At 41.2% G+C, this 23,256-nt stretch carries 16 protein-coding genes, 1 tRNA gene and 1 pseudogene; 3 read left to right on the forward strand and 15 right to left on the reverse strand.

From position 1 onward, the window contains the following. Window positions 1-18: 18 nt before the first annotated feature. Window positions 19-3,045 carry a SusC/RagA family TonB-linked outer membrane protein gene (locus ACGE0T_RS13010; RefSeq protein ID WP_459187059.1) on the reverse strand — a complete coding sequence of 1,009 codons (3,027 nt, stop codon included), beginning with the start codon at window positions 3,043-3,045 and terminating at the stop codon, window positions 19-21. Window positions 3,046-3,581: 536 nt separating this feature from the next. Between ACGE0T_RS13010 and ACGE0T_RS13015 the strand changes: the two are divergent. Next, window positions 3,582-6,479 (forward strand): annotated as a pseudogene (locus ACGE0T_RS13015) (SusC/RagA family TonB-linked outer membrane protein); the annotation flags it as partial. A 152-nt stretch (window positions 6,480-6,631) separates the two neighbouring features. Continuing rightward, a complete protein-coding gene (locus tag ACGE0T_RS13020; protein WP_459187060.1) occupies window positions 6,632-8,059 on the forward strand; it encodes a RagB/SusD family nutrient uptake outer membrane protein in 1,428 nt (475 codons plus the stop codon). 338 nt (window positions 8,060-8,397) lie between these two features. Here the strand turns inward: ACGE0T_RS13020 and ACGE0T_RS13025 are convergent, their stop codons facing one another. From ACGE0T_RS13025 to argB, 13 genes are all read right to left on the reverse strand, one after another. Next, window positions 8,398-9,261 carry a F0F1 ATP synthase subunit gamma gene (locus tag ACGE0T_RS13025; RefSeq protein WP_459187061.1) on the reverse strand — a complete coding sequence of 288 codons (864 nt, stop codon included), beginning with the start codon at window positions 9,259-9,261 and terminating at the stop codon, window positions 8,398-8,400. A gap of 6 nt (window positions 9,262-9,267) precedes the next feature. Beyond that, complete coding sequence (gene atpA / locus ACGE0T_RS13030; RefSeq protein WP_459187062.1) at window positions 9,268-10,851, reverse strand: F0F1 ATP synthase subunit alpha; 1,584 nt, start codon at window positions 10,849-10,851, stop codon at window positions 9,268-9,270. A gap of 12 nt (window positions 10,852-10,863) precedes the next feature. Then, complete coding sequence (locus tag ACGE0T_RS13035; protein WP_459187063.1) at window positions 10,864-11,406, reverse strand: F0F1 ATP synthase subunit delta; 543 nt, start codon at window positions 11,404-11,406, stop codon at window positions 10,864-10,866. A gap of 3 nt (window positions 11,407-11,409) precedes the next feature. Next, entirely contained in the window at window positions 11,410-11,910 is a 501-nt protein-coding gene (atpF, locus tag ACGE0T_RS13040; RefSeq protein WP_459187064.1) for a F0F1 ATP synthase subunit B, read from the reverse strand. A 12-nt stretch (window positions 11,911-11,922) separates the two neighbouring features. Next, on the reverse strand, window positions 11,923-12,177 hold the full coding sequence (gene atpE, locus ACGE0T_RS13045; protein WP_005633044.1) for an ATP synthase F0 subunit C: 255 nt from the start codon (window positions 12,175-12,177) through the stop codon (window positions 11,923-11,925). A gap of 47 nt (window positions 12,178-12,224) precedes the next feature. Then, window positions 12,225-13,277 carry a F0F1 ATP synthase subunit A gene (gene atpB, locus ACGE0T_RS13050; protein WP_459187065.1) on the reverse strand — a complete coding sequence of 351 codons (1,053 nt, stop codon included), beginning with the start codon at window positions 13,275-13,277 and terminating at the stop codon, window positions 12,225-12,227. Further along, on the reverse strand, window positions 13,258-13,686 hold the full coding sequence (locus ACGE0T_RS13055; protein WP_459187066.1) for a hypothetical protein: 429 nt from the start codon (window positions 13,684-13,686) through the stop codon (window positions 13,258-13,260). The genes atpB and ACGE0T_RS13055 overlap by 20 nt, the downstream gene beginning before the upstream one ends. A 14-nt stretch (window positions 13,687-13,700) precedes the next feature. Next, on the reverse strand, window positions 13,701-13,934 hold the full coding sequence (locus tag ACGE0T_RS13060; protein ID WP_459187067.1) for a F0F1 ATP synthase subunit epsilon: 234 nt from the start codon (window positions 13,932-13,934) through the stop codon (window positions 13,701-13,703). Between the two features lie 5 nt (window positions 13,935-13,939). Continuing rightward, window positions 13,940-15,454: a F0F1 ATP synthase subunit beta gene (gene atpD, locus ACGE0T_RS13065; protein ID WP_459187068.1), complete on the reverse strand. Its 1,515-nt coding sequence runs from the start codon at window positions 15,452-15,454 to the stop codon at window positions 13,940-13,942. Between the two features lie 299 nt (window positions 15,455-15,753). Next, window positions 15,754-17,211, reverse strand: a complete 1,458-nt coding sequence (locus tag ACGE0T_RS13070; RefSeq protein ID WP_459187069.1) for a TolB family protein — start codon at window positions 17,209-17,211, stop codon at window positions 15,754-15,756. Between the two features lie 12 nt (window positions 17,212-17,223). Then, entirely contained in the window at window positions 17,224-18,975 is a 1,752-nt protein-coding gene (locus ACGE0T_RS13075) for a DUF6057 family protein (protein WP_459187070.1), read from the reverse strand. A gap of 18 nt (window positions 18,976-18,993) precedes the next feature. Further along, window positions 18,994-20,460 (reverse strand): ATP-binding cassette domain-containing protein, encoded by a 1,467-nt coding sequence (locus ACGE0T_RS13080; RefSeq protein ID WP_459187071.1) that lies wholly within the window; start codon window positions 20,458-20,460, stop codon window positions 18,994-18,996. 5 nt (window positions 20,461-20,465) lie between these two features. Beyond that, entirely contained in the window at window positions 20,466-21,233 is a 768-nt protein-coding gene (gene argB, locus ACGE0T_RS13085) for an acetylglutamate kinase (protein ID WP_459187072.1), read from the reverse strand. 77 nt (window positions 21,234-21,310) lie between these two features. Between argB and ACGE0T_RS13090 the strand changes: the two genes are divergently transcribed. After that, a tRNA-Gly gene (locus ACGE0T_RS13090) sits at window positions 21,311-21,383 on the forward strand. Between the two features lie 422 nt (window positions 21,384-21,805). Here ACGE0T_RS13090 and ACGE0T_RS13095 read toward each other — a convergent pair. Continuing rightward, complete coding sequence (locus ACGE0T_RS13095) at window positions 21,806-23,209, reverse strand: Gfo/Idh/MocA family protein (protein WP_459187073.1); 1,404 nt, start codon at window positions 23,207-23,209, stop codon at window positions 21,806-21,808. Window positions 23,210-23,256 lie beyond the last annotated feature (47 nt).

Genomic DNA, 23,256 nt, shown 5'->3' on the forward strand with positions numbered 1-23,256 from the left:
TAAATTGATTGTTTAAAATTAGAAACCAAGTTCAATACCAAATGTAACCGTTCTCAGTGACGGTGTTTCAAATGTAACAAGACCGTTTACCGGACCTTCCGGATCAACATACAGGTCTTTTGATTTCCATGTCAACAGGTTGTTTCCGGAAATATACGCTCTCAGTTTATCAATACCAGCTCTTCTGGTCCATTCCTGAGGCATTGTAAATCCGACTGTCATATTTTTCAGACGCAAGTGGTTCGTTGACATCATCCATCGTGAAGAAACGATATTTTTGTTTCCTTCAGCGAACTGCGGCAACTTAGCGTCATCTCCCGGTTTCTGCCAGGTATCTTCTATTTTATAGTAAGAAGGAACATTTCCCAAATAATGGTAAGTACCCCCGTTGCTTTGTAACCAGGAAGCCTTATCAAAAGCATGTCCGCCTAAAGAATAAGTCAGAGTAAAGTTGAAGTCGATAAACTTCCATCCGATATAGTTGGTTAAACCACCCTGAAGTTTAGGATCGGCATTTCCGACAATCACCTTATCAGCCTTTGCCGAGTTAGTGGTTGTTTCACGGCTTCCGTCCTTATTGATATAGTACAACTCCTTACCGGTCTGCGGGTCTACACCTGCATATTCATAAGCATAAAATGAGTTATAAGTTTCCCCTACTTTATGAATCAAAATACCGTCGATAACCTGGTCTTGTTCGCCATCCAATTTTGTCAACGTATTTTTATTGTGTCCCAGGTTCAAAGAAGTAGTCCACGTCAAGTTCTTATTTTGGATATTTGTCGATTTGATTTCCAATTCAAAACCACGGTTTCTCATAGAACCTACATTCAACAATTTATTAGCTTTCGCTTTACTGTCTAAAATACCCAGCACTGCAGAAATCGGTTTATACATAATCAAATCCTTGGTATCGCGGTTATACCATTCCGCTGCAATTGAAATACGGTTAAACAGTGTTACATCCAAACCAACATTCAGGGCATGGTTCTTCTCCCACTTCAAATTACCATTGAAGAAAGAAGATTCAGCAGAACCACCGAAGCCGTTGTAATTATAACCATACTGGTATAAGCCCATATAAGCATAATAATCTTCCGGCTGTGTTCCGTTCAAACCATAAGAAGCACGCAGCTTCGCATCACTGATTACATGCAACAAAGATTCCATGAAACCTTCTTGGGAAAAACGCCAAGAACCGGATACAGACCAGAAATTACCCCAACGGCTATCGCGAGCTAAACGTGAACTACCATCACGGCGGTAGCTGGCACTTGCATAATATTTATTTTCAAAGTCATAGTTGATACGTCCAAGATAAGACACCATACGGTATCCTTTAATCAAACTTGAAGCACGGGTCAAACCTGCATTTGCAATCTCTTCCATATAAGAAGGATATTGAGAACCATTTGAATATGTATAATCCATTTGGTAATCTTCCGTTTCATATCCTAATAAAATATCCAGGTTATGCTTTTCGGCGATAGTCTTATTATAAGTTAACTGTGTTTGCGTATTCAGTTTACTACGATTTGCCATATAACGCTGGAAAACACCTTTTGCAGTACGTCCGTCATTTGAACGGGGATCCCACCACACACGGTTATTACTCTGGTTAAAGTCGTAACTGATTATTTCCTTCACATTCAGGTTGTCCCAGATATTCCAGGTTGCAGAAACTGTTCCCAAAAAACGGTTTACTTTATTCTTGCTATAGTTGTAAGTTGCTGTTTGAAGAGGATTCGCACCATTCAACGCAGGGAAGTTTGTAGACCAGGTTCCATCTTCATTATACGGGAATGTAGAAGGAGATGCAGTCATAGCCAAACACATAATCGGGCTGGAGAAACTGGTACCTTCACTATTTACATCCTGAGTAGACAATGAATACAAGGTGTTAGCTTCCAAAGTAACACGACCGGCTTTATGAGTAAGGTTTGCACGTCCTGTTACACGTTCATAACCAGACTGTAAAGTAATACCGTTCTGTTTTGTATAAGAAAGAGAAGAATAAAATCTTGTTTTATCATTACCGCCCTGTGCGTTCACTTCATAATTCTGGTGAGAGCCATTACGGAACAAGACGTCTTTCCAATCTGTGTAACCACTCCAAGGAACAGCTGCATAATTATCAATTTTACTGTCGGCATAAGCAAGCGCATCCGCTTCATTTTTACCTTCATTTAATGCACTGTTTTTCAGACCTAAATACAAAATATCACGTCTATCATTTCCATTTAAAGTCGGACGGTAATTGATTGCCATATTAGAAAAACCCCAGTCAGCTTTAGCAGTGAACTTTGTCTTTCCAGCCGTACCTTTTTTAGTAGTAATAACAATTACACCATTAGCCGCACGCGAACCGTAAAGAGAAGCGGCAGCAGCATCTTTAATAACAGTCATCGACTCAATATCATTGCTGTTCAATGAAGAAAGCATACTGTTACCTGCATCATCATAAGAGAAACTATTATTGTTTCCAGTCATCATCGGAACACCGTCGATTACATACAACGGTTCATTACCTGCATTGATTGAACCCATACCACGAATACGGACAGATTCCACTGCACCCGGCTGTCCGGAAGTAGAAGTAATCTGTACACCAGACACGGCACCAGCCAACTTAGATTGTACACTTAAAGAGGGAACATCCTGCAACTTTTCAGTAGAAACACTTGATGCAGCACCCGTAAATGAAGACTTCTTGAAATTACCATAACCTGTTACGACAACCTCATCAAGCACCTCTACATCAGGCTTTAATGAAACATTCAATGTTGGTTTTACAGCTAATTCCTGGGATATCATTCCAACATAAGAAAAGACCAGGGTCTTCGCAGAACTTGGTACATCCAAAGAAAATGCACCATCAATATCCGTAACTGTACCCACTGTAGTTCCTTTCACCACAATGGATGCTCCAATAACCGGCTCATTATCCTCAGCAGAGATAACAGTCCCTGTTACCTTCATAGTCTGAGCTGTAGCCATGCCAATACTTATTAGTAGGCAAAACAAAAGATAAGTCAACCTTTTCATAGACACACTTTTATATTTAACTTATAAATAACAAATTCTTTTAATTTAAAACTTCCAACACAAGATTTATTACTAAAATAACAATAAGGGTCGACAAATGTAAAATAAATTTATTATAACACCAAAAAATCTAATCTCAATTTACGATTTTAACATAAAAACAACGAGAAAAATCTATTCATTCCTCTGATTTACAATGCTTATGTAAATAAGCATTTTGTATGAGTGAAAGTTTAAAATTATCTATTTTTTTACGATGGATATTTATCGTATATTAGATGCAGCTATGATATTCAACATTGGAGAGTACTTTCTGAGTAGAAAAGGAATAGCTCTTTTAATCAGTATTCAACCGTTAATTATGTAGTTATCACCACATTTATTCCATTTTTAGCAGGTAGCTTATTTATTAATATTCCCTATGTGTTTTTTCTTTATATCCATTGATTTTCAATAATTAAACGACCAGACATCTACAAATCTTTAATTTAATTAATCCGTTGATTTTCAATAGATGATATACAGTACCAAGTTCTGCGAAGACTATGGTAATCTCCTATGTCGGAATGGAAACTCAAGAACTGCCCATTAAACCAGTGTTAAATGTAAAGCTGTCTGCTTCTTCTCAAGCGTTGGAAGAAATTGTGGTTACCGGATATGGTGTAACTAAAAAAGCGGCTTTTACAGGAGCTGCCACAACAATCGCTGCATCTTCTATTACCAAATTGAACGATTCCAATCCTATCAAGGCATTGGAGGGCTCTGTTCCCGGATTGCAAATGAACATCGGTTCAGGACAACCCGGTGCACCTGCCAATATTTTCATTCGTGGCAAGAACTCTTTCAATTCAGGAACACAGCCACTATACATCATCGATGGTGTTGCTTTCAATGCAGACCCGGTCGGCGTACGTGCAACGGAAGGACAAACGATGAGTCCACTCTCTACCCTGAACGCATCGGATATCGAAAGTATGACCGTATTGAAAGATGCAACAGCCACATCCATCTACGGTGCACGTGCTGCAAATGGTGTTATCGTTATTAATACAAAGAAAGGAAAGGGCGGCAAAACGTCTGTCAACTTCCATGCAAAAGTAGGTATGGAAATGATGCCGGATATGGCTTCCAGCTATAAACCTGTAAATGCAGACAAATACAGAACGCTCTCTGTTGAAGCATTGATGAACGACCATAACCGGTACGGGGAAACCGGAAATGTTGCTGCATTACAGACTAAATACGGAGTGAACTTCCCTTACACCAATGAGGGCATGTCTAACCTGTTGGACTGGTATGTCGGTGCAGAAAAAGACTGCGATACAAACTGGCTGAAAGAAGTAACCCGCAACGGTTTAATCCAGGAATACGGCATCGATGTCCAAGGCGGAGCTTCGGCAGAAACTGCTCCCCGCTTCTTTATCTCATTAAACTTCTTCGACAACAAATCTATTGTAAAAGGAAAAGATTTGAGCCGCTATTCCATGCGTTTCAACTTCGAACAGGCACCTTCCAAAATTATCAAATATGGTATAAATACGAACTTGTCTTACACCATCAGCAACATGGGAGCCGGCGGAGGTTACTACTCCGACCCGATTACACAAGCGTATATGCAATCGCCCCTGAATCCGGTTAAGGATAAAAACGGCGACTGGAACTTTGATACCATCAACGAATACAATCCGGTTGCACAACGTAGTGAATTAGGCGATAAAAGCACGGCCAAACAATATCGTGCCATCATCTCTCCTTATCTGCAAATCAATTTCAACAAGAACTTCTTCTTCTTGTCGCGTGCCGGAGCCGATTTGTATTTCGTAGACGAGTTCGGTTACTGGTCATTCCTGCAACCTCAGGGCAAAGACATGAGGGGTATGGGTGAAAACAACTATTCAACACGTATGTTGCTTAGTATAACCAATACATTGAACTATATCAATACGTTCAATGAAAAGCATAACTTAAACGTTATGGTTGGTCAGGAAGGACAGCGAACCAACCTGAAGGAAGCCTACCTGGCAGCATCGAATTATGCTGTAAACTATCTGAATGAAGTGAGTACAGCTGCTGTCCCCGGCAGCGCAAGCACTTATAAGTATAACCTGCTATTGGCTTCATTCTTCCTGAATGCCGAATATGATTACGAAAATACATATTACCTGTCCGGTAGTTTCCGTTACGATGCATCTTCAAGATTCGGAAAGAATCACAGATGGGCCCCTTTCTGGTCTGTCGGCGCCAAATACAGAGTTTCAAATGCTCTATTTATGGAACCGACCAGAGAGTGGTTAAACAACTTAACCCTCCGTGCCAGCTACGGTACGTCCGGTAACCAGGAAGTAGGCGATGTAAAATATTATGCAGCTTCTTCATGGTATACTTCCCGCGATTTGTATGAATTCGGATACAACTATAACAAATTGCCGGGTAGCGGACGTATGCAAGCGGGTAACCCGAACCTGAAATGGGAACAGACTGCAAAGTTTAACGTGGGCGTCGATTTCTCTTTCTTCGACCGTTTCACTATCGAAGCCGATTACTATAACCATATGACTAAAGACATGGTATTTGCCGTGCCCATCTCTATGGTAACCGGTCTGGCAAGTTACTATCAGAACATTGGAAAACTACAGAACCAGGGATTCGAAGTATCGGCCAATGCAATACTGATTAACAATAAGGACTTCAACTGGAATGTCACGCTGACGGGTTCTAAGAACTATAATAAAGTAAAACAGCTCAGCAACAATAACCCGATTGAAACGGCAACAACCATCACCGAGCCGGGACGTCCTCTGTATACTTTCAAAATGAAAGAATGGGCCGGCGTAGACCCTGAAACAGGCGACGGTTTATGGTATAGGTACGAAACCGGCGACGAGACAACCAGCGATTATAATGCTGCTAAGAAAAGATACGTAGGGACAGCCAATCCAAAGTTCCAGGGCTCTTTCACCAACAATATGAAATGGAACGGTTTCGACTTCTCATTCCAGCTAAACTTCTCGGTAGGTGCTAAGATATATGGTAACAACCTGCGTTATGATGAACAGGTAGGCGGCGGTTTCGGTCAGAACTTCACCGAATATGTATATGAAAACCGTTGGCAGAAACCGGGCGATATCGCTAAGGTTCCCCAATTGTTTTTCGATGACGGCCGTGCGGTAAACCAGGCATCCAGCCGCTTCCTGATGGATGGCAGCTATCTGAAACTGCGTACTGTCTCCGTAGGATATACATTCCCTAAATCGATGATTCGCAAAATGTTTATGAACAACCTGCGTGTCTATGCAAGTGCAGACAATTTATTCACGATTAAGGCTAAGGATTACAGAGGATTCGACCCGTCAAGTATCGATGCCGACGGTGTGCAATGGTGGAACTACCCCGTACCCCGTAACTTCGTTATCGGATTAAATGTCGGCTTCTAATTTATAAAGCGATAAGGGCTGTTTTCAAAACATATATGATTCGATTGCAAAACATATATGTTTTAAAGACAAAGCATATATGTTTTGAATACAGCCCATACATACTGATTTTTTAATATATCAATCCAGCATTAAATAAAATGACTTTTAGTATGAAAAAGATATTCAATAGTATTTTGGCAATAGCTGTCACCCTGGGTCTGGCATCCTGCAATTTTGACCAGAAGACCTACCAGGCTATTCCGACAGAAGACGCATACGCCTCTGTGGCAGATGTGCAAAATGCATTAAACGGAACTTACAATGCATTCGGTAGTTACCGCTTTTATGGAAACTATGTAGTGGCAATCGGAGACATGGCTGCCGATATTTCTACAGCCAGCTCTTCTTCCGGACATTTCGTTTCAGTCAACAACTACCAGATTACCGATACGGAAAGCACACTGAAACTTGCCTGGGAATATGGTTTCAAGGTAGTAGACCGCTCCGTCCGTTTAATCAATGGTGCCAACAAGCTTATCGCCTCCAATAATAAATTGACGGAAAGTGAAGTTGCCAACCTGAATCTGTATATTGCACAGGCATATGCACTTCGTGCCGTTACTAATTTTTGCCTGGTCAATATATTCGGCCTGCCTTATCAGGTAGGAGGAGCGAATGCACAATTGGGTTTGCCCCTATTGGAAAAAGAACCGCTCGAACCATTTGTGAAAATCAATAGGGCGACTGTGGCACAGACTTACGAACAGATTACAGCCGATATCACTACGGCAAAATCCTATATGGAAAAAGCATCAACGGTAAAAGGCTCGATAAACCAATTCTATTTGAATGAAGCAGCCATCTATGCCCTGGATGCAAGGGTAAACCTCTTTATGGGAAAATATGATGCAGCCAAAACAGCCGCGCAGAAAGCAATCGAACTGAGAGCCTCGGGGGATGTTTCCAACGATATATATGTTTCCATGTGGGCGAATGTTGCCATCACGGATGAAGACATTTTCACTATTGCCAAATCGAATGACGACAACTTGTCATCAAACTCATTGAATACGTTATATGGTTCTTATGGCGGTAAGCTTACTCTTCACGTTTCTAATTTATTAGATTCGTTGGATATACGTAGAAATTTGATTACAAAAGATTTACGCCCACTAAAATTTAATGGTATCCCATCGGCACAGGCAGTCAGCAATATCCCGGTATTCAGAAAATCGGAAATGTACCTGATTATAGCAGAAGCGGAAGCGCAGGCTAATAATATTACGGCTTCCCAAAATGCACTGTTCTACACGGCAAAAAGAAATGAAGCGATAAAAAATCCGACAGACTTGCCTTCCAGCAAAGACGAGTTATTGACATTTATCTCGAAAGAGAATATCCGCGAGTTCTTTGAAGAAGGACACAGATGGTATAATGCCCGTCGCACCGGCGAGAAAATTACCCCTAACGTAGCTGGAGTTACCGGTTATAATGTTGCAGCATTTGTTTATCCGATACCAGCCGACGAAATTAATGCCGGTTTCTGTACCGAACAGAATCCAAATTGGTCCGACGCATTACCTAAAGCCAAAAAGTAACCGTAAAAGCAAACACTTCCACAGAATAACCAATCCATATAAAAACAGAAAAGCCCTCCACTTGCCCTTGCCGGGCTTTTGGAGGGCTTCCGCTATTCTATAAAAGGATATCCAGTAAGTTTCAACAATCCGCGCAGTTCTTTTTTACTACCCGGAACATACTATGAACTATGTTCCGGGTAGTGGCGACAATCTGCGCGGGTAGGGTCCTAATGTTAGGGAAGAGGCTTCCCTAATACTTGGGAATGCGTTTCCCTAAGGGTGGGGAAGATGTTTCCCTAACGGTGGGGAAGGTGTTTCCCCGGTAGTGGGGAATCCTCTTCCCGGCAAGCGGACAGTTATGAGCCGCTTCCTCCCATTATATCCAGCAGTTCATTAGTAATGGCTTGCTGGCGGGTTTTATTGTATTGTAAAGTAAGCTGCTGAATCAGATTGTTGGCATTATCATTGGCAGTCTGCATTGCCATCATACGGGCTGCATGTTCGGAGGTTGTCGTATCGAGCAATGTCGTATAAACATTCAGGTTAAGCAGTTTAGGAAACAACAATGCCTGCAACTGTTCCGGTGAGGGCTCAAGCAAATACTCTGTCGATACGGCATCCGCTATCCCCTGCCCTGCCAGGGAAAGAGGCAGGAATGTTTTATCTGTCAGCACCTGCGAAGCCATACTTTTGAAATGATGATATAAGAACTCCACACGGTCTGCTTGCCTGGTAGAGAACAATTCCATCAAATGCCTGGACAACAATACAGCATGTTCATAAGACAGTTGCTTTTCTGCCAGATGGATAAAATCGCTTTCAACCGGATACCCCGCCTTTTGTAATTCATCTGCAATCTTTTTGCCTACCGGATAAAGCCGGACTGCAATACCCGACGTTTTATAGGCAAGCAAACGGGCAGAAAGTTCTTTCCATACATTCGCATTGAATGTACCGCATAGTCCGCTACTTGAAGAAAAGGCGACAATAGCAACCTGCTTCACCTCACGCTGTTCCGTATAAGGGGTATCCAAATCGCACCCTGCCGTAAGAAGGCCATTCAATATAACGGACAATGCATTTGCATACATGAGAGTCTGTTCAGTTATAGTTTGCGTATGATGCAGTTTGGCAGAAGATACCATCTTCATGGCTGATGTTATCTTTTGCGTGTTCCTGATAGACGCAATCCGAACTTTTATTTCCTTCAGAGATGCCATACTTCCTTATTTATAGGTTTCAGCTAAGCGAAGAGCTGTTTCTTCCAGTATCTTACAGATTTCATCATTGATAACTCCCGATTTCAGGACATCCAGCACATCCTTCTGATGAGAGGTTTCCAGAGCTTGCAGATAATCCTTTTCAAACTCATGCACTTTATCCAAAGGAACATCTTTCAGCAGTCCCCGGGTTGCACAATACAAGATGGCTATCTGGCGTTCTACAGGCATCGGACTATATTGGGGCTGTATAAGCAAACGCGTATTCTTCTGTCCTTTGTCGATAGTGAAAGCCGTAACAGCATCCATTTCCCCGCCGAATTTGGTAAACGATTCGAGTTCACGGAATTGTGCCTGGTCTATCTTTAATGTACCGGCCACTTTCTTCATCGCTTTCAACTGGGCATTTCCTCCTACACGGGAAACAGAGATACCGACATTAATAGCCGGACGGACTCCCTGGTTAAATAAATCGGTTTCAAGGAAAATCTGCCCATCCGTAATCGAAATCACATTCGTTGGGATATAAGCAGAAACATCGCCTGCCTGTGTCTCGATAATCGGCAGAGCGGTTAATGAACCGCCACCTGTCACTTTATCTTTCATACTGTCCGGCAAGTCATTCATCTGACGGGCTACTTCCGGTTGATTGATAATCTTTGCAGCACGCTCCAACAAACGGGAATGCAGATAAAATATATCTCCCGGATATGCCTCACGTCCGGAAGGACGGCGCAAAATCAGAGATACTTCGCGGTAAGCAACCGCCTGTTTCGACAAGTCGTCGTATACAACCAAAGCATGACGCCCACTATCACGGAAATATTCTCCGATGGCAGCTCCGGCAAAAGGAGCAAAATACTGCATGGCAGCCGGGTCCGAAGCGGTTGCACTTACTACTGTGGTATAGTCCATCGCTCCTTTCTCCTGCAGCGTATTTACCAATGCAGCTACTGTCGAACCTTTCTGACCGATAGCGACATAAATGCAATAGACAGGATTGCCTGCTTCATAATTGCTGCGTTGGTTAATAATGGTATCGATGGCAATAGAGGTTTTGCCTGTTTGGCGGTCGCCGATAAGAAGCTCGCGTTGTCCACGTCCGATAGGAATCATCGCATCGACAGCTTTGATGCCTGTTTGCAATGGTTCATTAACCGGCTGGCGGAAGATAATACCCGGAGCTTTACGCTCAAGCGGCATCTCACAGGTCTCACCCGTAATTTCCCCTTTTCCATCGATTGGATTTCCTAAAGGGTCTATTACCCTGCCTATTATATTTTCATTGACATCGATAGAAGCGATACGGCCGGTTCGTTTCACGGTGTCGCCTTCTTTGACCAGGTCGGTCGGACCTAACAGCACTGCACCGACATTATCTTCTTCAAGATTCATCACGATTGCTTCTATCCCACTGTCAAACTGCAACAATTCATTTGCCTCGGCATTGTCGAGACCATAAATGCGTGCCACACCATCGCTCACCTGAAGCACCGTACCCACTTCTTCCAGCTTGATGCTGGTGTTGATACCTTCCAATTGCTCCCGCAGGATGGCAGAAACCTCACTTACTTTTATCTGTTCTGTCATTTTGTTTCTTTTTTATCTGTTTTCGAGTAGCCGGCTACGGATATGCTGTAGCTGTGCCTTATAACTGGCATCTATCCGGTAATTGCCGATACGCAACCGGAAACCACCTATCAACTCGGGCTTTACAAAACCTGAGAATTCGATGGTACTTCCTGTCTCCTCCTTTAATTTCTTTTCGAGATGCTCCTTTACCTTTTCGTCTACCGGAACCGCCGTGCTGAACTGCACACGGACAATCTTTTTATCCTTCCGGTATAGATGCATATAAGTGTAAGATATAAAAGGCAGATAACTTTCGCGCTTATGTCCCAGTACCAAATGGATGAAGCGTGTATACAAATCGCACACTTCAATACCACCGGCGGAAATAAGCAACCGAAGTTTTTCCTTTGCCGGAATAATGGGATTGCTTAATGCCACCCGCAATTCCGGTTCCAAAGAAAAACTCTCTGCCAACATTTTCATATCATCATATACCCGGTCTTCCTGCCCTTTCTCTTTAGCTATAGAGAAAAGAGCTTTAGCATACCGGGATGAGATTGTTCCTATATCCATACTTTACGATTTACTAAACGACACCTCATCAAGCAGCCGGTCTATCATAATTTGCTGTTCTTTATCACGGCTGATTTTCTCATTCAAGACCTTCTCTGCGATAGCAATGGAAAGGTCTGTTATCTCTGCACGTACTTCGCGAATGGCTCTGTCTTTCTCTTCGTGGATACGCCGTGTTGCTTCTTCCATTTGCAGACGGGCTTCGGCTATGGCTTTTTGCCTTGCTTCACCGATAATCTGTTCTTTCTCAACCAGAGCTTCCCGGAGAATGGCATTTTGTTTTTCTTTGGCTTCCGCCAGCATCTTCTCTCCTTCCGCCCGGATATTGGCAAGCTGTTCGTTTGCTTGGCGTGCCGTTTCCAGCGAACTGTCGATGTAAGCTTTCCGTTGCTCTATGGCCTTAATGATAACAGGAAAGCCATATTTGGAAAGGATGACAAAAACAATCCCGAACGAGAGAATCATCCAGAACAGAAGCCCTGAGTCTGGTGTTAATAACGACATAGACGATTATTTTTATTGGAACAATGCCAAGAAACACACTACAATCGCAAACAGAGCGACACCTTCAACCAATGCACCCATAATCAACATGGAAGTACGGATTTCTCCGGCGGCCGACGGCTGACGTCCGATGGCTTCAACTGCGCCTTTACCTATCAATCCGATTCCTATACCGGCACCGATTGCGGCAAAGCCTGCTCCGATTGTTGCTCCCATTTTTGCAATGCCCATTCCGGCTGCTGCTTGTAATAAAATAGTTGATAACATAGTGTTTAACTTTTAATTAATAACATTTTAAACTTAATATAATATCGTTACTCCCTCACTTTCGACAGCCCGATGTAATTGGCTGAAAGCAAAGTAAAAATATAAGCTTGCAAACAAGCTACCAGTATCTCCAGGCAATTCATAAACGTACAGAACACAACCGAAACAATTGTCATTCCGAAGTTTACAGCCAACCCCATGGAGGTAGTGATGAAAATCAAACACGTAAGCGCTAAAATGATGGTATGTCCCGCCATGATATTGGCAAACAGACGAATCATCAAGGCAAACGGTTTGGTGAACACACCGAAAAACTCTACAAACGGCATGATAGGAATCGGCAGTTTCAAGTAAATAGGTGCATTAGGCCAGAATACTTCCTTCCAATACGTCCGTGTAGCAAATACATTCACAGCAATAAAAGTACCGGCAGCAAGGACCAACGTTACTGCTATATTACCTGTGATATTCGCTCCTCCCGGAAAAATCGGAATCAAGCCCATCAGGTTGTTTATCAGAATAAAGAAAAAAGCTGTCAGCAGAAACGAAGAAAACGGCTTGTATTCCATACCGATTCCTTCTTTAATCACATTCTCTTGTATATAAGATACAGCCATTTCCATCAATCCGACTAATCCACCCGGCGCTTCATCCGGGTGTTTCTTATACCAACGGGCCGTATACAGCACAAGAAACAGTAAAAGAGAACAACTGATAAGTAATCCCCAGACATTTTTGGTAAGGGATAAATCCAAAGGTCTGACTTCTTCTCCTTTGCTGTTCTTCTCCACTACTTTGCCTGCATGTTCTCCCTCCGCAGCTATATAATAGTTATGATGCGTATTGCCATGATGCAGATGTGAAGAAAAGAACATGTCCCATCCCCGCTCCTCGCTCTTCACCAGAACAAGAAGCGGGATTGCAATCTCTTTTCCATTCCATTCCGTGATATGCCAGGTATAGGCATCCTGAATGTGAGAAAAGACGATGTCCTGCACATCTATATTCCTTTCTTCGGTAACCGCATAAGACGTAGCCCAAAAACAAAGCCACATCAACAGGGTAACCCAAAGCAACCGGTTATTCTTGCTCTTGTTCATCTTGTTCTTGTTTCTCTCTTTTCATCCTCTTCTTCTCAAACAAATAGATCGTGTATGTTTCCAGCCCGAGATAAATGAAATAGAATAACATTAACGTAAAACCGAATGTTTTCAAATGTTCTCCAACCAAGGATGCATACAACCACATAAATACGAGCGCAAGTGTAAACTTGCAAAAACGTACCAACATATACATAGTAACAGTCACATCCCCCTTTTTTCTTTTAGCTTTGTCGAGAACAAGGGTCATTGCCATCGCCATCACCCAATAAAAGAGAGGGATAGAAGGAAACCACTCAAAATAATACTCAGGCCAAATGGTGTATAGTAATCCCCCCAGAGAAATACCGATAACCGCATTAATAAATGTGATTAACCCCATCAGCCTTAGACTCAATCTGCTACTCATTCTTTTTATGTATTTTATTCGATACAAACAGTCAGGACATTGTCCTTTACTTCCACAAAACCACTTTGTATCGGGAGTTTCCGATGTTTTCCACTCACTTCGTAACGGACAGTCCCTTCCTGTAAGGCGGCAATCAGAGGAGCATGGTTAGGAAGGACATCAAATGAGCCGCCCATTCCCGGAAAAGATACACTTCCTACCTCTCCCTCAAACCGGATGCCTTCCGGCGATACAATTTTTAGTTTCATATCTCTTAGTTTGCTTGTTCTGCAAGCCGCTTGCCTTTTTCCATTACCTCCTCTATGGTTCCCACATTCAAGAATGCCTGTTCGGGGATATTATCTGTTTCGCCATCCATAATCATCCGGAAACCGCGAATCGTATCTTCGATAGAAACCATCACTCCCGGAATACCGGTGAACTGCTCTGCCACAGCAAATGGTTGGGAAAGAAAACGCTGTACACGGCGTGCACGGTTAACTGTCAAACGATCTTCATCTGATAGTTCTTCCATCCCGAGAATGGAAATAATATCTTGCAATTCTTTGTTCCGCTGCAAGATTTGCTTTACCCGCTGAGCTGTTTCATAATGATCGTTGCCCACAATTAACGGGTCAAGGATACGGGATGTAGACTCCAAGGGGTCTACTGCCGGATAAATACCCAACTCGGTAATCTTACGGCTTAGAACAGTTGTTGCATCCAAATGAGTAAAAGTCGTTGCAGGAGCCGGGTCCGTCAAGTCGTCGGCAGGAACATAAACAGCCTGGACAGAAGTAATGGAGCCTTTCTTTGTTGAAGTAATACGTTCCTGCATAGCACCCATCTCTGTAGCCAATGTCGGTTGATATCCAACAGCAGATGGCATACGCCCCAACAATGCGGAAACTTCCGAACCAGCCTGAGTAAAGCGGAAAATATTATCAATAAAAAATAGGATATCCCTGGTTTCTCCTTCGGCAGACAAGTCTCTGAACGATTCTGCAATTGTCAACCCCGATAAAGCTACTGAAGAACGTGCTCCGGGAGGTTCATTCATCTGACCGAATACCAATGTAGCCTGCGATTTAGTTAATTCGTCATAATCAATCTTCGACAGATCCCAATGACCGGCTTCCATGCTTTTCTTAAATTCTTCACCATAACGAATCACTCCGGATTGAATCATCTCACGCAATAAGTCATTTCCCTCACGCGTACGCTCTCCTACACCGGCAAAGACAGAAAAGCCGTTGTTCTTTTTGGCGATGTTATTGATTAATTCCATAATCAACACCGTCTTGCCAACGCCAGCCCCACCAAGAAGTCCGATTTTTCCTCCCTTAGAATAAGGTTCCAGCAAATCTATCACCTTAATCCCGGTGTACAAAACTTCACGGCTTGTTGTTAATTCATCAAATTTCGGAGGTTCACGATGAATTGGGAGAGCACCTTTTTTATCAAGTTCAGGCATTCCATCGATTGGATTTCCGGTCACATTCATTAAACGCCCCTTTACCTGGTCGCCAACCGGCATGGTTATGGATGAACCATACGAGATAGCTTCCATTCCTCTCTTCAATCCGTCAGTCGTATCCATAGCTACGGTACGGACTGTATTTTCCCCAATGTGTTGTTGAACTTCAACAATCAATATTTTCCCATTAGGGCGGGTTATCTCCATGGCGTCGTGAATACGGGGAAGTACTACATTTTCATCATCATCATTAAAGTGAATGTCCACGACCGGACCGATAACCTGTGAGATATAACCTTTTATTTCTCCCATGTTTGTTAACCTTACAATTATTCTTCGCCCGCAATATTACGAATTATGAATTTCGATTCTTCAAAAATATTACTTTTTGGAACTTTTTGCACTTAGTTAAATATTCAATCATTTTTATACTATTCTGAAACAAACCAATCGATTCAGAAAATTGACCAAAATTCAACAAAAGGCTTTTCCCATAAACCTTGGAAAAAGAGGGAAGTAAGCAAAAAACGCTATTGTTTTTTTAATAACAGGTTAAATATTTTATTTTGTTAAAGAAAAAGAATATTCTCCGTCTTTTTTCTTGTCTAAGCTTAGTTAAACTTAACATCAATACCTTTATTTTCTTTCGCTTTCAGGCTAAGGACGCGTTCTCTCACTTTTACTTTATCTTTAATAAATTCGGGTATATTATAAGACTTCATGGATAAGCTGTAATAATCAGGGTCTTTCTGAGGCAACAAAAATGGTTTTCCAACTTTTCCTTCTTCATTTATATAAGCAAAATAGGGACGGGTATATAAACCATCGATACGACGGCTACTGAACACAAACCAATGGCTATTGCTACTCCAGGAATGATAACTTTCTACATCGTCACTGTTTACTTCATCCAATAAACGGCTTTCCTTTCTCTGCAAATCAAACAGATACAAATCTGCATCTTTATGCCAAATAGAAAAATTCCCATACCCAGAGAGTGTACATAGCAGATAACGGCCATCTGGAGATACACGTGGGAAAGATACGCTCTTTCCTTCCGTACCTACATTATATAATGTATCTACCTCGGCTCCGAAACTACGGGTATCTGGATTAAATGACACTGAACATAAATTATATTTCAATTTATTATATGATTCCGGCATGGACTGTGCATCTGCCGAACAAAAATAAAGCGTTTTTCCATCTGGAGAGAATGTAGGGAATGTTTCAAATGAACGGGAAGAGAATAGCACAGGCGCCGTTACTATTTCGTGTTTTTCTACATCATAAACTACGACATCAGATGCTTCATCATATACTTCTATACGGTTTTTATCATTCATGTGAAATGCTTGCTTGGTATTATTCACAGAAAATGCAACATATCTACCCGACGGATGCCAGGACGGATAAACCAAAGAAGAGATTGTTTGCTCGGTCTTTGTATTCAACTTCTCTATTTTATGACCATCCACTAAAATAGTACCCGGCAACTTTTCACGCATATGAAATAGCATCTTATCCGGATTCTGCATACAGAAGGAATGGCAGTTCACACAGTTATTATGGGTAGATTTATTCTCTATGATAGCACTTTGACTATATCCTTCCAGATTACGCTGATAAATACCCATCTGATTCCATAAAACATACCCTGGGTCAATTAAACGGTATGCCAGATAAGGATCCATGGTTTCTTTGGCCACATATAAAAAGAAAGGAGCATAGCCGACCCATTCTTCTCCTCTTTTTACTGCCACTGTCACTGTCACTTTATTTCCGATAGCTGCCTCCAACATTTTTTTCCATTTGGATACAGGAATAATAAATTTTCCATCTTTTGCCTCTACTTCAAAACGGTTCTCTCCTACAACAAAAAAGGCATAAGCCTCTTTTTCGTCCGTTGCAAGAGCAAAATTCAACGGAGCTATATTTGATGGTATTGTAACTCCCGCATAATCAGGAAATATGGAAGGCTGTTCCTCTACTGTTTTATCAATATGAACTGTTTCTGAACAAGCTACCCAGACAAACAATAAACATATATATAAAATGCATTTCTTCATATCCCCCACTATTTATTTAAACATAAAATAATACCAATATGTATTACCAAATGACCGGTTTAATAATCCGGGCAATGAGGCCGGATTATTCTTGTTAGCCAATACTGCTTGCTTATATTCCGTGAAGCGACGGACAATCCCGTCGGAGACATTAAACCTTTTCCAGTAATCTGTTTCTTTTTCAGACAAAGTGATAACAGCCTCCTGAAATGACACAGGAAGTATAGGAAGGATATCCGTTCCATAGTAAGTTTCTACCAGGTTTTTAAAACCTTGCATATCTTTGGATAACAAATAATAGCCTCCTAAATATTCTATTGCAGCTTTATTCGAAGGATTCGTTTCTGCCAGCAGTCTTAAATCAGCCTCAAAACTACGAACATGTGCCAGTGTACAATTTTTCGGTAAACATTTCCGGTAAACGCCTAAAAGAGGATCCTCTTCTATCATTGCATCATTGTATAAAAATTTCCGCTGCTTCTGTGCCCAATCCTTATAATAAAACGTTCGCTCCAATACTGATATATATTTCTCTGCTACAGGATAAGCTCCATAAATCAGGTTGGTCTGGATAAGGCGCTTCAATAAACGGGGATTACCATAACCCATAGAACTGACATAGCCTTCAAAAGCCATCTCCTGAGCAGGAGCGACATAACCCATTGCAAAATAAACATCATTTAATAAAGAAGAAACCTGTTCCGATTTATTCCATGCAACCATTACTCCCTGAGGACCCTTCTGGTCAAAATCAAACATTTTATCGGCAAGTTCTCCTTTCTCTGCTAATGCCATATTCAAATAGCATAAATATAAAAAATTAGTAAGCTTGCCTTTACACGCTTCCACTATATTATCCCACTGTTCCATACGGGCATAATAATCGAGTTCCTTTAATTTAATTGATTTCCGGTCGGAAAACTCCGGAATACCCCAATATAGCAAACCTCCAAGTACGAGTAATTGCCCTATCCAAAGTACCGCTCTCTTTTTTAAAGGCCAATCAAACTTCTTATTTTTTAATCCAAAAGCGACCAGCAGAATAAGAGGTAAACAAACCCAAGAATAATAAATTACATTTTTAGGCTCCAGGTTCCGATGGTAATAGGCATCAGGTAAAAATGTAAAACGATATTCGCCTATCCAGGAAAAATAAACACCGCAGATACCTAGCAGAAGAACCTCGGTACAGATAAATAGACTTAAATACCCCCTCGGCGTTCGGGATAATAATTCGTAAATCACAACCAATACTGCAAAAAGTAAACTTACCGAACCGGCACCCCAAAACAATAAAAAAGAGAGCATCCCCCCTATGACAAGCCGATATATATACTTATTTACAGAGACATAAAACCATAAAGCAAGTAGCATACAATCATATGCTACTGTACCGAATATCCTATAATTAAAATCAAAATGGATAAACAGCAAACATACGACCGGTAACAACGGCAATAGAAATATTTCCACAGAAGGAATAATGCGGGATACAATTCTTCCTGTAACAAAACCGGCAAGAACAAGCAATCCGGACACTATAGCTGGTCCTGCATATGGTAAGATGAAGAACTGCATCATAAATTCCGAAAGTATGAATGCAAAACCTCCCGGCTGGACAATTTTTTCAGTCCAATAGAACCATGAATATTGAAATAACTGACTTTGTTCTATATAGAAAAAATGATATTGAAAACCCTTTTGTAAAAAGACAAACAATATACAAAATACAACAAGCCAAAATGATGCTATTTTATATTTCATGGTATCCTATCATTGATTTTATGCGTGTTTGACTAACTCGAAACGTTTATCCACAGAAGAAGGAAGCTCATGCGGATAATGCGTCACATAAATCAGCGTTTTACCCGGACGGGAACAGAATTGCTCGATGATACATGCGGCTTTCTTCTTATTGTTTACATCCAGACCATGCAAAGGTTCATCCAATATAATCAAATCCGGATCTTTCACAAAAGCACGTGCCAACAAAGCCAATCGTTGTTCTCCGGAAGAAAGCGTCAGGAAAGAACGTTCTTTCAAATCCCCAATACCAAAAACGTCCATCCAAGCTATAGCTATCCGTTCCTGTTCTTCGGTACATTTCCGGTATAAGCCAATAGAGTCAAAAAAGCCGGAACCTACAATATTCAGTGTCGGTACATTCTCCATATAATACAAATGCATCTCCGGAGATACATATCCGATACGTTTCTTTATATCCCAGATACTTTCGCCTGAACCCCGTTTCTTATCAAACAGATAGAGAATGTTGGCATATGACTGAGGATTATCTGCATATACCAAACTTAACAGTGTAGATTTTCCTGCTCCATTCGGACCAAACAAAGCCCATTTCTCACCATTCCTTACTTCCCAATCCAGGTCTTTCAGGATAGTACGACTTCCATATCTTATGGAAACATGCTCCATCCGAAAAGTGACTTCGTGTGTTGAAGGTTCTTTTCCATTTTCAACAGGAAGTAAGATTGTTTTAAAACTCTTATGTACGGATTTATCTTCTGAAGGAAACAATAGTGTAATCAATGCTGTATTTGAAAAGAACGCCTCTCGCGTACAGGAAGGAAAACATTCTCTATCTTTTACAGGCAATACATGCGTAACCATCTCAGGTATATCATCCGGATTAGATAGCAGCAATACAACTTGTACTCCTCTCAATTTTGCCATCTGTTGTAACATATCGACCAACAGATTCCGTGACGGAGCATCCAAACCGATAAACGGATTATCCAATATTAAGATACGCGGATGTTTTAAAAGCGTCCGAACTATCAGGAATTTACGAAGTTCCCCGCTGGAAAGGAATATCAGTTTTTTAGGTAGTAAATCTTCTATTCCAAAAAGCGATAAAAGACCTTTGCAACTATCTGTTTCCGTATCTCCATTCAGGATTTCTTCAACAGTAGGAACATCGTCCGTTTCTGTTGAGTTCCAACGTTGTTGATAATAGGAATTACGGCAATCCGCTAAGGAATAGATATCTTTAAAAGCAATGCTTTTCACAAGTTCACTGACTTTTCCTTCACAACCGAATAAAACTTGCCCTTCCTTAAAAGCAAATTTACGTTGCATAATATCGGCAATCAATGTTTTACCAGCACCATTCGGTCCGATAACCGCCCATTGCTGCCCTTCTTCTATTTTCCAATTAAGTGGAGTCTGGAAACGCAGTTCCGGCAAACGGGTTACTACGTCCTGTATTTGTACCGTTATCTTATCTTCCATGTTCTTTAAAAGACACGGGTTCCCATCCCTTTGTGTATTTCTGAGGCCTGTGTAATTATTACCTGTTTTACACCTGCATCTATTGCTTGAAATGAATTTTCTAATTTAGGAATCATTCCTCCCTGTATAATTCCATCTTCTACATATTGCTTAAATTCTTCACGATTTATTTCAGGAATTACGCTTTCATCATCATTTTCATCTCTAAGGACACCTTTCTTTTCAAAACAGAACATTAAGGTTACATCAAAATGTTTGGCCAAAGCTTTTGCGGCTTCTCCCGCTATTGTATCAGCGTTCGTATTAAGCATATGTCCCTGTTTATCATGTGTAAGAGGAGCCAGAACCGGGACAATTCCCTGATGGATTAGTGTTGCTAATAAATCGGCATTTACTTCTTTCACATCGCCAACAAAACCGTAATCCACTTCTACCACCGGACGTTTTTCTGACCGCATCAGATTCATATCCGCTCCGGTCAATCCTAATGCATTTACACCAAGAGCCTGCAAACCCGCTACTATATTTTTGTTGACAAGTCCGCCATAAACCATGGTAACAACCTTGAGAGTTTCCGCATCTGTAATCCGGCGTCCGTTTACCATTCGGCTTTCAATGCCTAACTGTGCTGCTAACTTTGTTGCAGAACGCCCACCGCCATGTACCAATACTTTAAAACCTTCAATCTGAGAAAAATCTTGTAACAAACTACGAAGAGTATTTTCCTCTTCTACAATCTTCCCTCCTACTTTGATTAAGGTCAGCTTTTCCATCTTTACTTTTTTCTTTTAATTTTCCGCACCAAAGGTACTAAAAAAGAAAAGATTTATATACTTTTGCAAAACCAAAAGCGGAAGTAGCTCAGTTGGTAGAGCATTAGCTTCCCAAGCTAAGGGTCGCGGGTTCGAGTCCCGTTTTCCGCTCAACTGAAAATACTCTAAGATTATCATTAAATAAACTGATAATCAGGAGCATTTTTTATTTTATCAAAAACGTTTATTTCTTGTTTTTCATTTACTCGCGATTCACTCTACAGGGAGTAAATTGTATATTTGCATAGAAATGTTCAACAAAGACTTATGCTCCAATTGTGAAAAAGTCATGGGGACTGATGGTAGATTTTACATTTTCGTGCCCAATGATTCTATCATCCCATAAGGGTTTAAAAGTGACCTTCAATATTAAAGATTTCAGATATGACAAAGAAAGAGGCTATTAAAATAGATGATACATTGTCTATTTACATAGTATGAAATCTCTTTACAAAAAAATACTACATACCCGGAAGCTATAAAAAGCTTTTATCCGAATATGTAGTATTTATATCTATTATTTCCGTTTATTCTTACAACGCAAATGCAGGTTTACGATGAATCCACTGTCCACGAGTAAAGTCAGGGAAGTCGACTAATGCACCACCGCGAGCAATAGACATTTCAGACAATCCTGAAATAGCACTCCATGCAGCAGCATCATAGCAGTCCATAGGAGCCGGTTTCTTGTTGTGGATAGCATCAATCAAATCATACATCATTACATAGTCCATACCACCATGACCTGCTTCTGCAGCTTCACCGGCATGTTTAGCCCATAAATTATGATCATATTTCTTGAACCATTCGTCAGAACTATCCCAACGGTGAGGTTTGGATTTGCCTTGTACATATACACCATCTCCATCATTCATCCACAAACCTTCAGTACCCTGAATACGGAAACCTAAAGAATAAGGACGGGGAGAATTTGTATCATGAGTTACGATGATAGTTTGTCCGTTTGAACATTTAATCATAGATGTAACGATATCACCCAAATTGAAGTTCACTTTTGCCAACGGATGATTTTCACCGCCATTATCTACAATAAATTTATGTAGACCACGGGATTGTGTTGCCATAGCAGACAAAGAAAGGAAACGGTTACCACGATTGATATCCAAACAGTTTGCAACCGGCCCGATACCATGAGTCGGATAAATATCGCCATTGCGATGTACAGAGTGGTTGGTACGCCATTGAGCTTCTGCAAAAGCAGTCGGTCCCATACGTAAATCACCGCTACCCGGAACATAGTTATAATGTGTGCCATCATTAAATTTAACCTCACGCAAATCGTGTTCATACCCACAAGTAGCATGTATAAGTTCACCAAACAAACCCTGACGAACCATGTTCAATGCAGCCATACAATCACGACGATAACAAACATTTTCCATGATATTCAGATGACTGCCTGTAGCTTCGGATACATTAACCAAATCCCAGCATTCTTCGAGTGTGTTTGCAGCAGAAACTTCCACGCCTACATAAGGCACGCCGGCTTTCATTGCAGCAACCGACATAGGTACGTGCCATTCCCAAGGACTTGCAATAATTACACAATCAAATTCTTCATTATTCAACATCTTCTCAAATTCACGTTCGCTACCGGTATAAACCTTCGGAGCAGGAACATTAAATTTAGCGATATGATCTAATGTACGTTTGATAGGTCCCTGTTGGATATCGCAAATAGCTACGATTTTATTTCCGGGAATTGAAAGTACGTTGTTGATATGTTCATGACAGCGAGAGCCTGTTCCGATAAAACCGAAACGTAATTTACCATCATCCTTACCAGCCGGCTTTTTCTTAGCCTGTGCAGCTTCCGTTGTTACTGTAGCGGCGGCGTTACCGCTTAATGCAAGACCAGCTGTGCCAATTCCGGCAGCGGTCATTTTTTTCAGAAATGAACGACGAGTGTTTTCCATGTTCTTTATTTAGTAATTATTTTAAGAGAGCAAATTTATAATAATAA

The organism is Parabacteroides sp. APC149_11_2_Y6 (genome assembly GCF_054506995.1).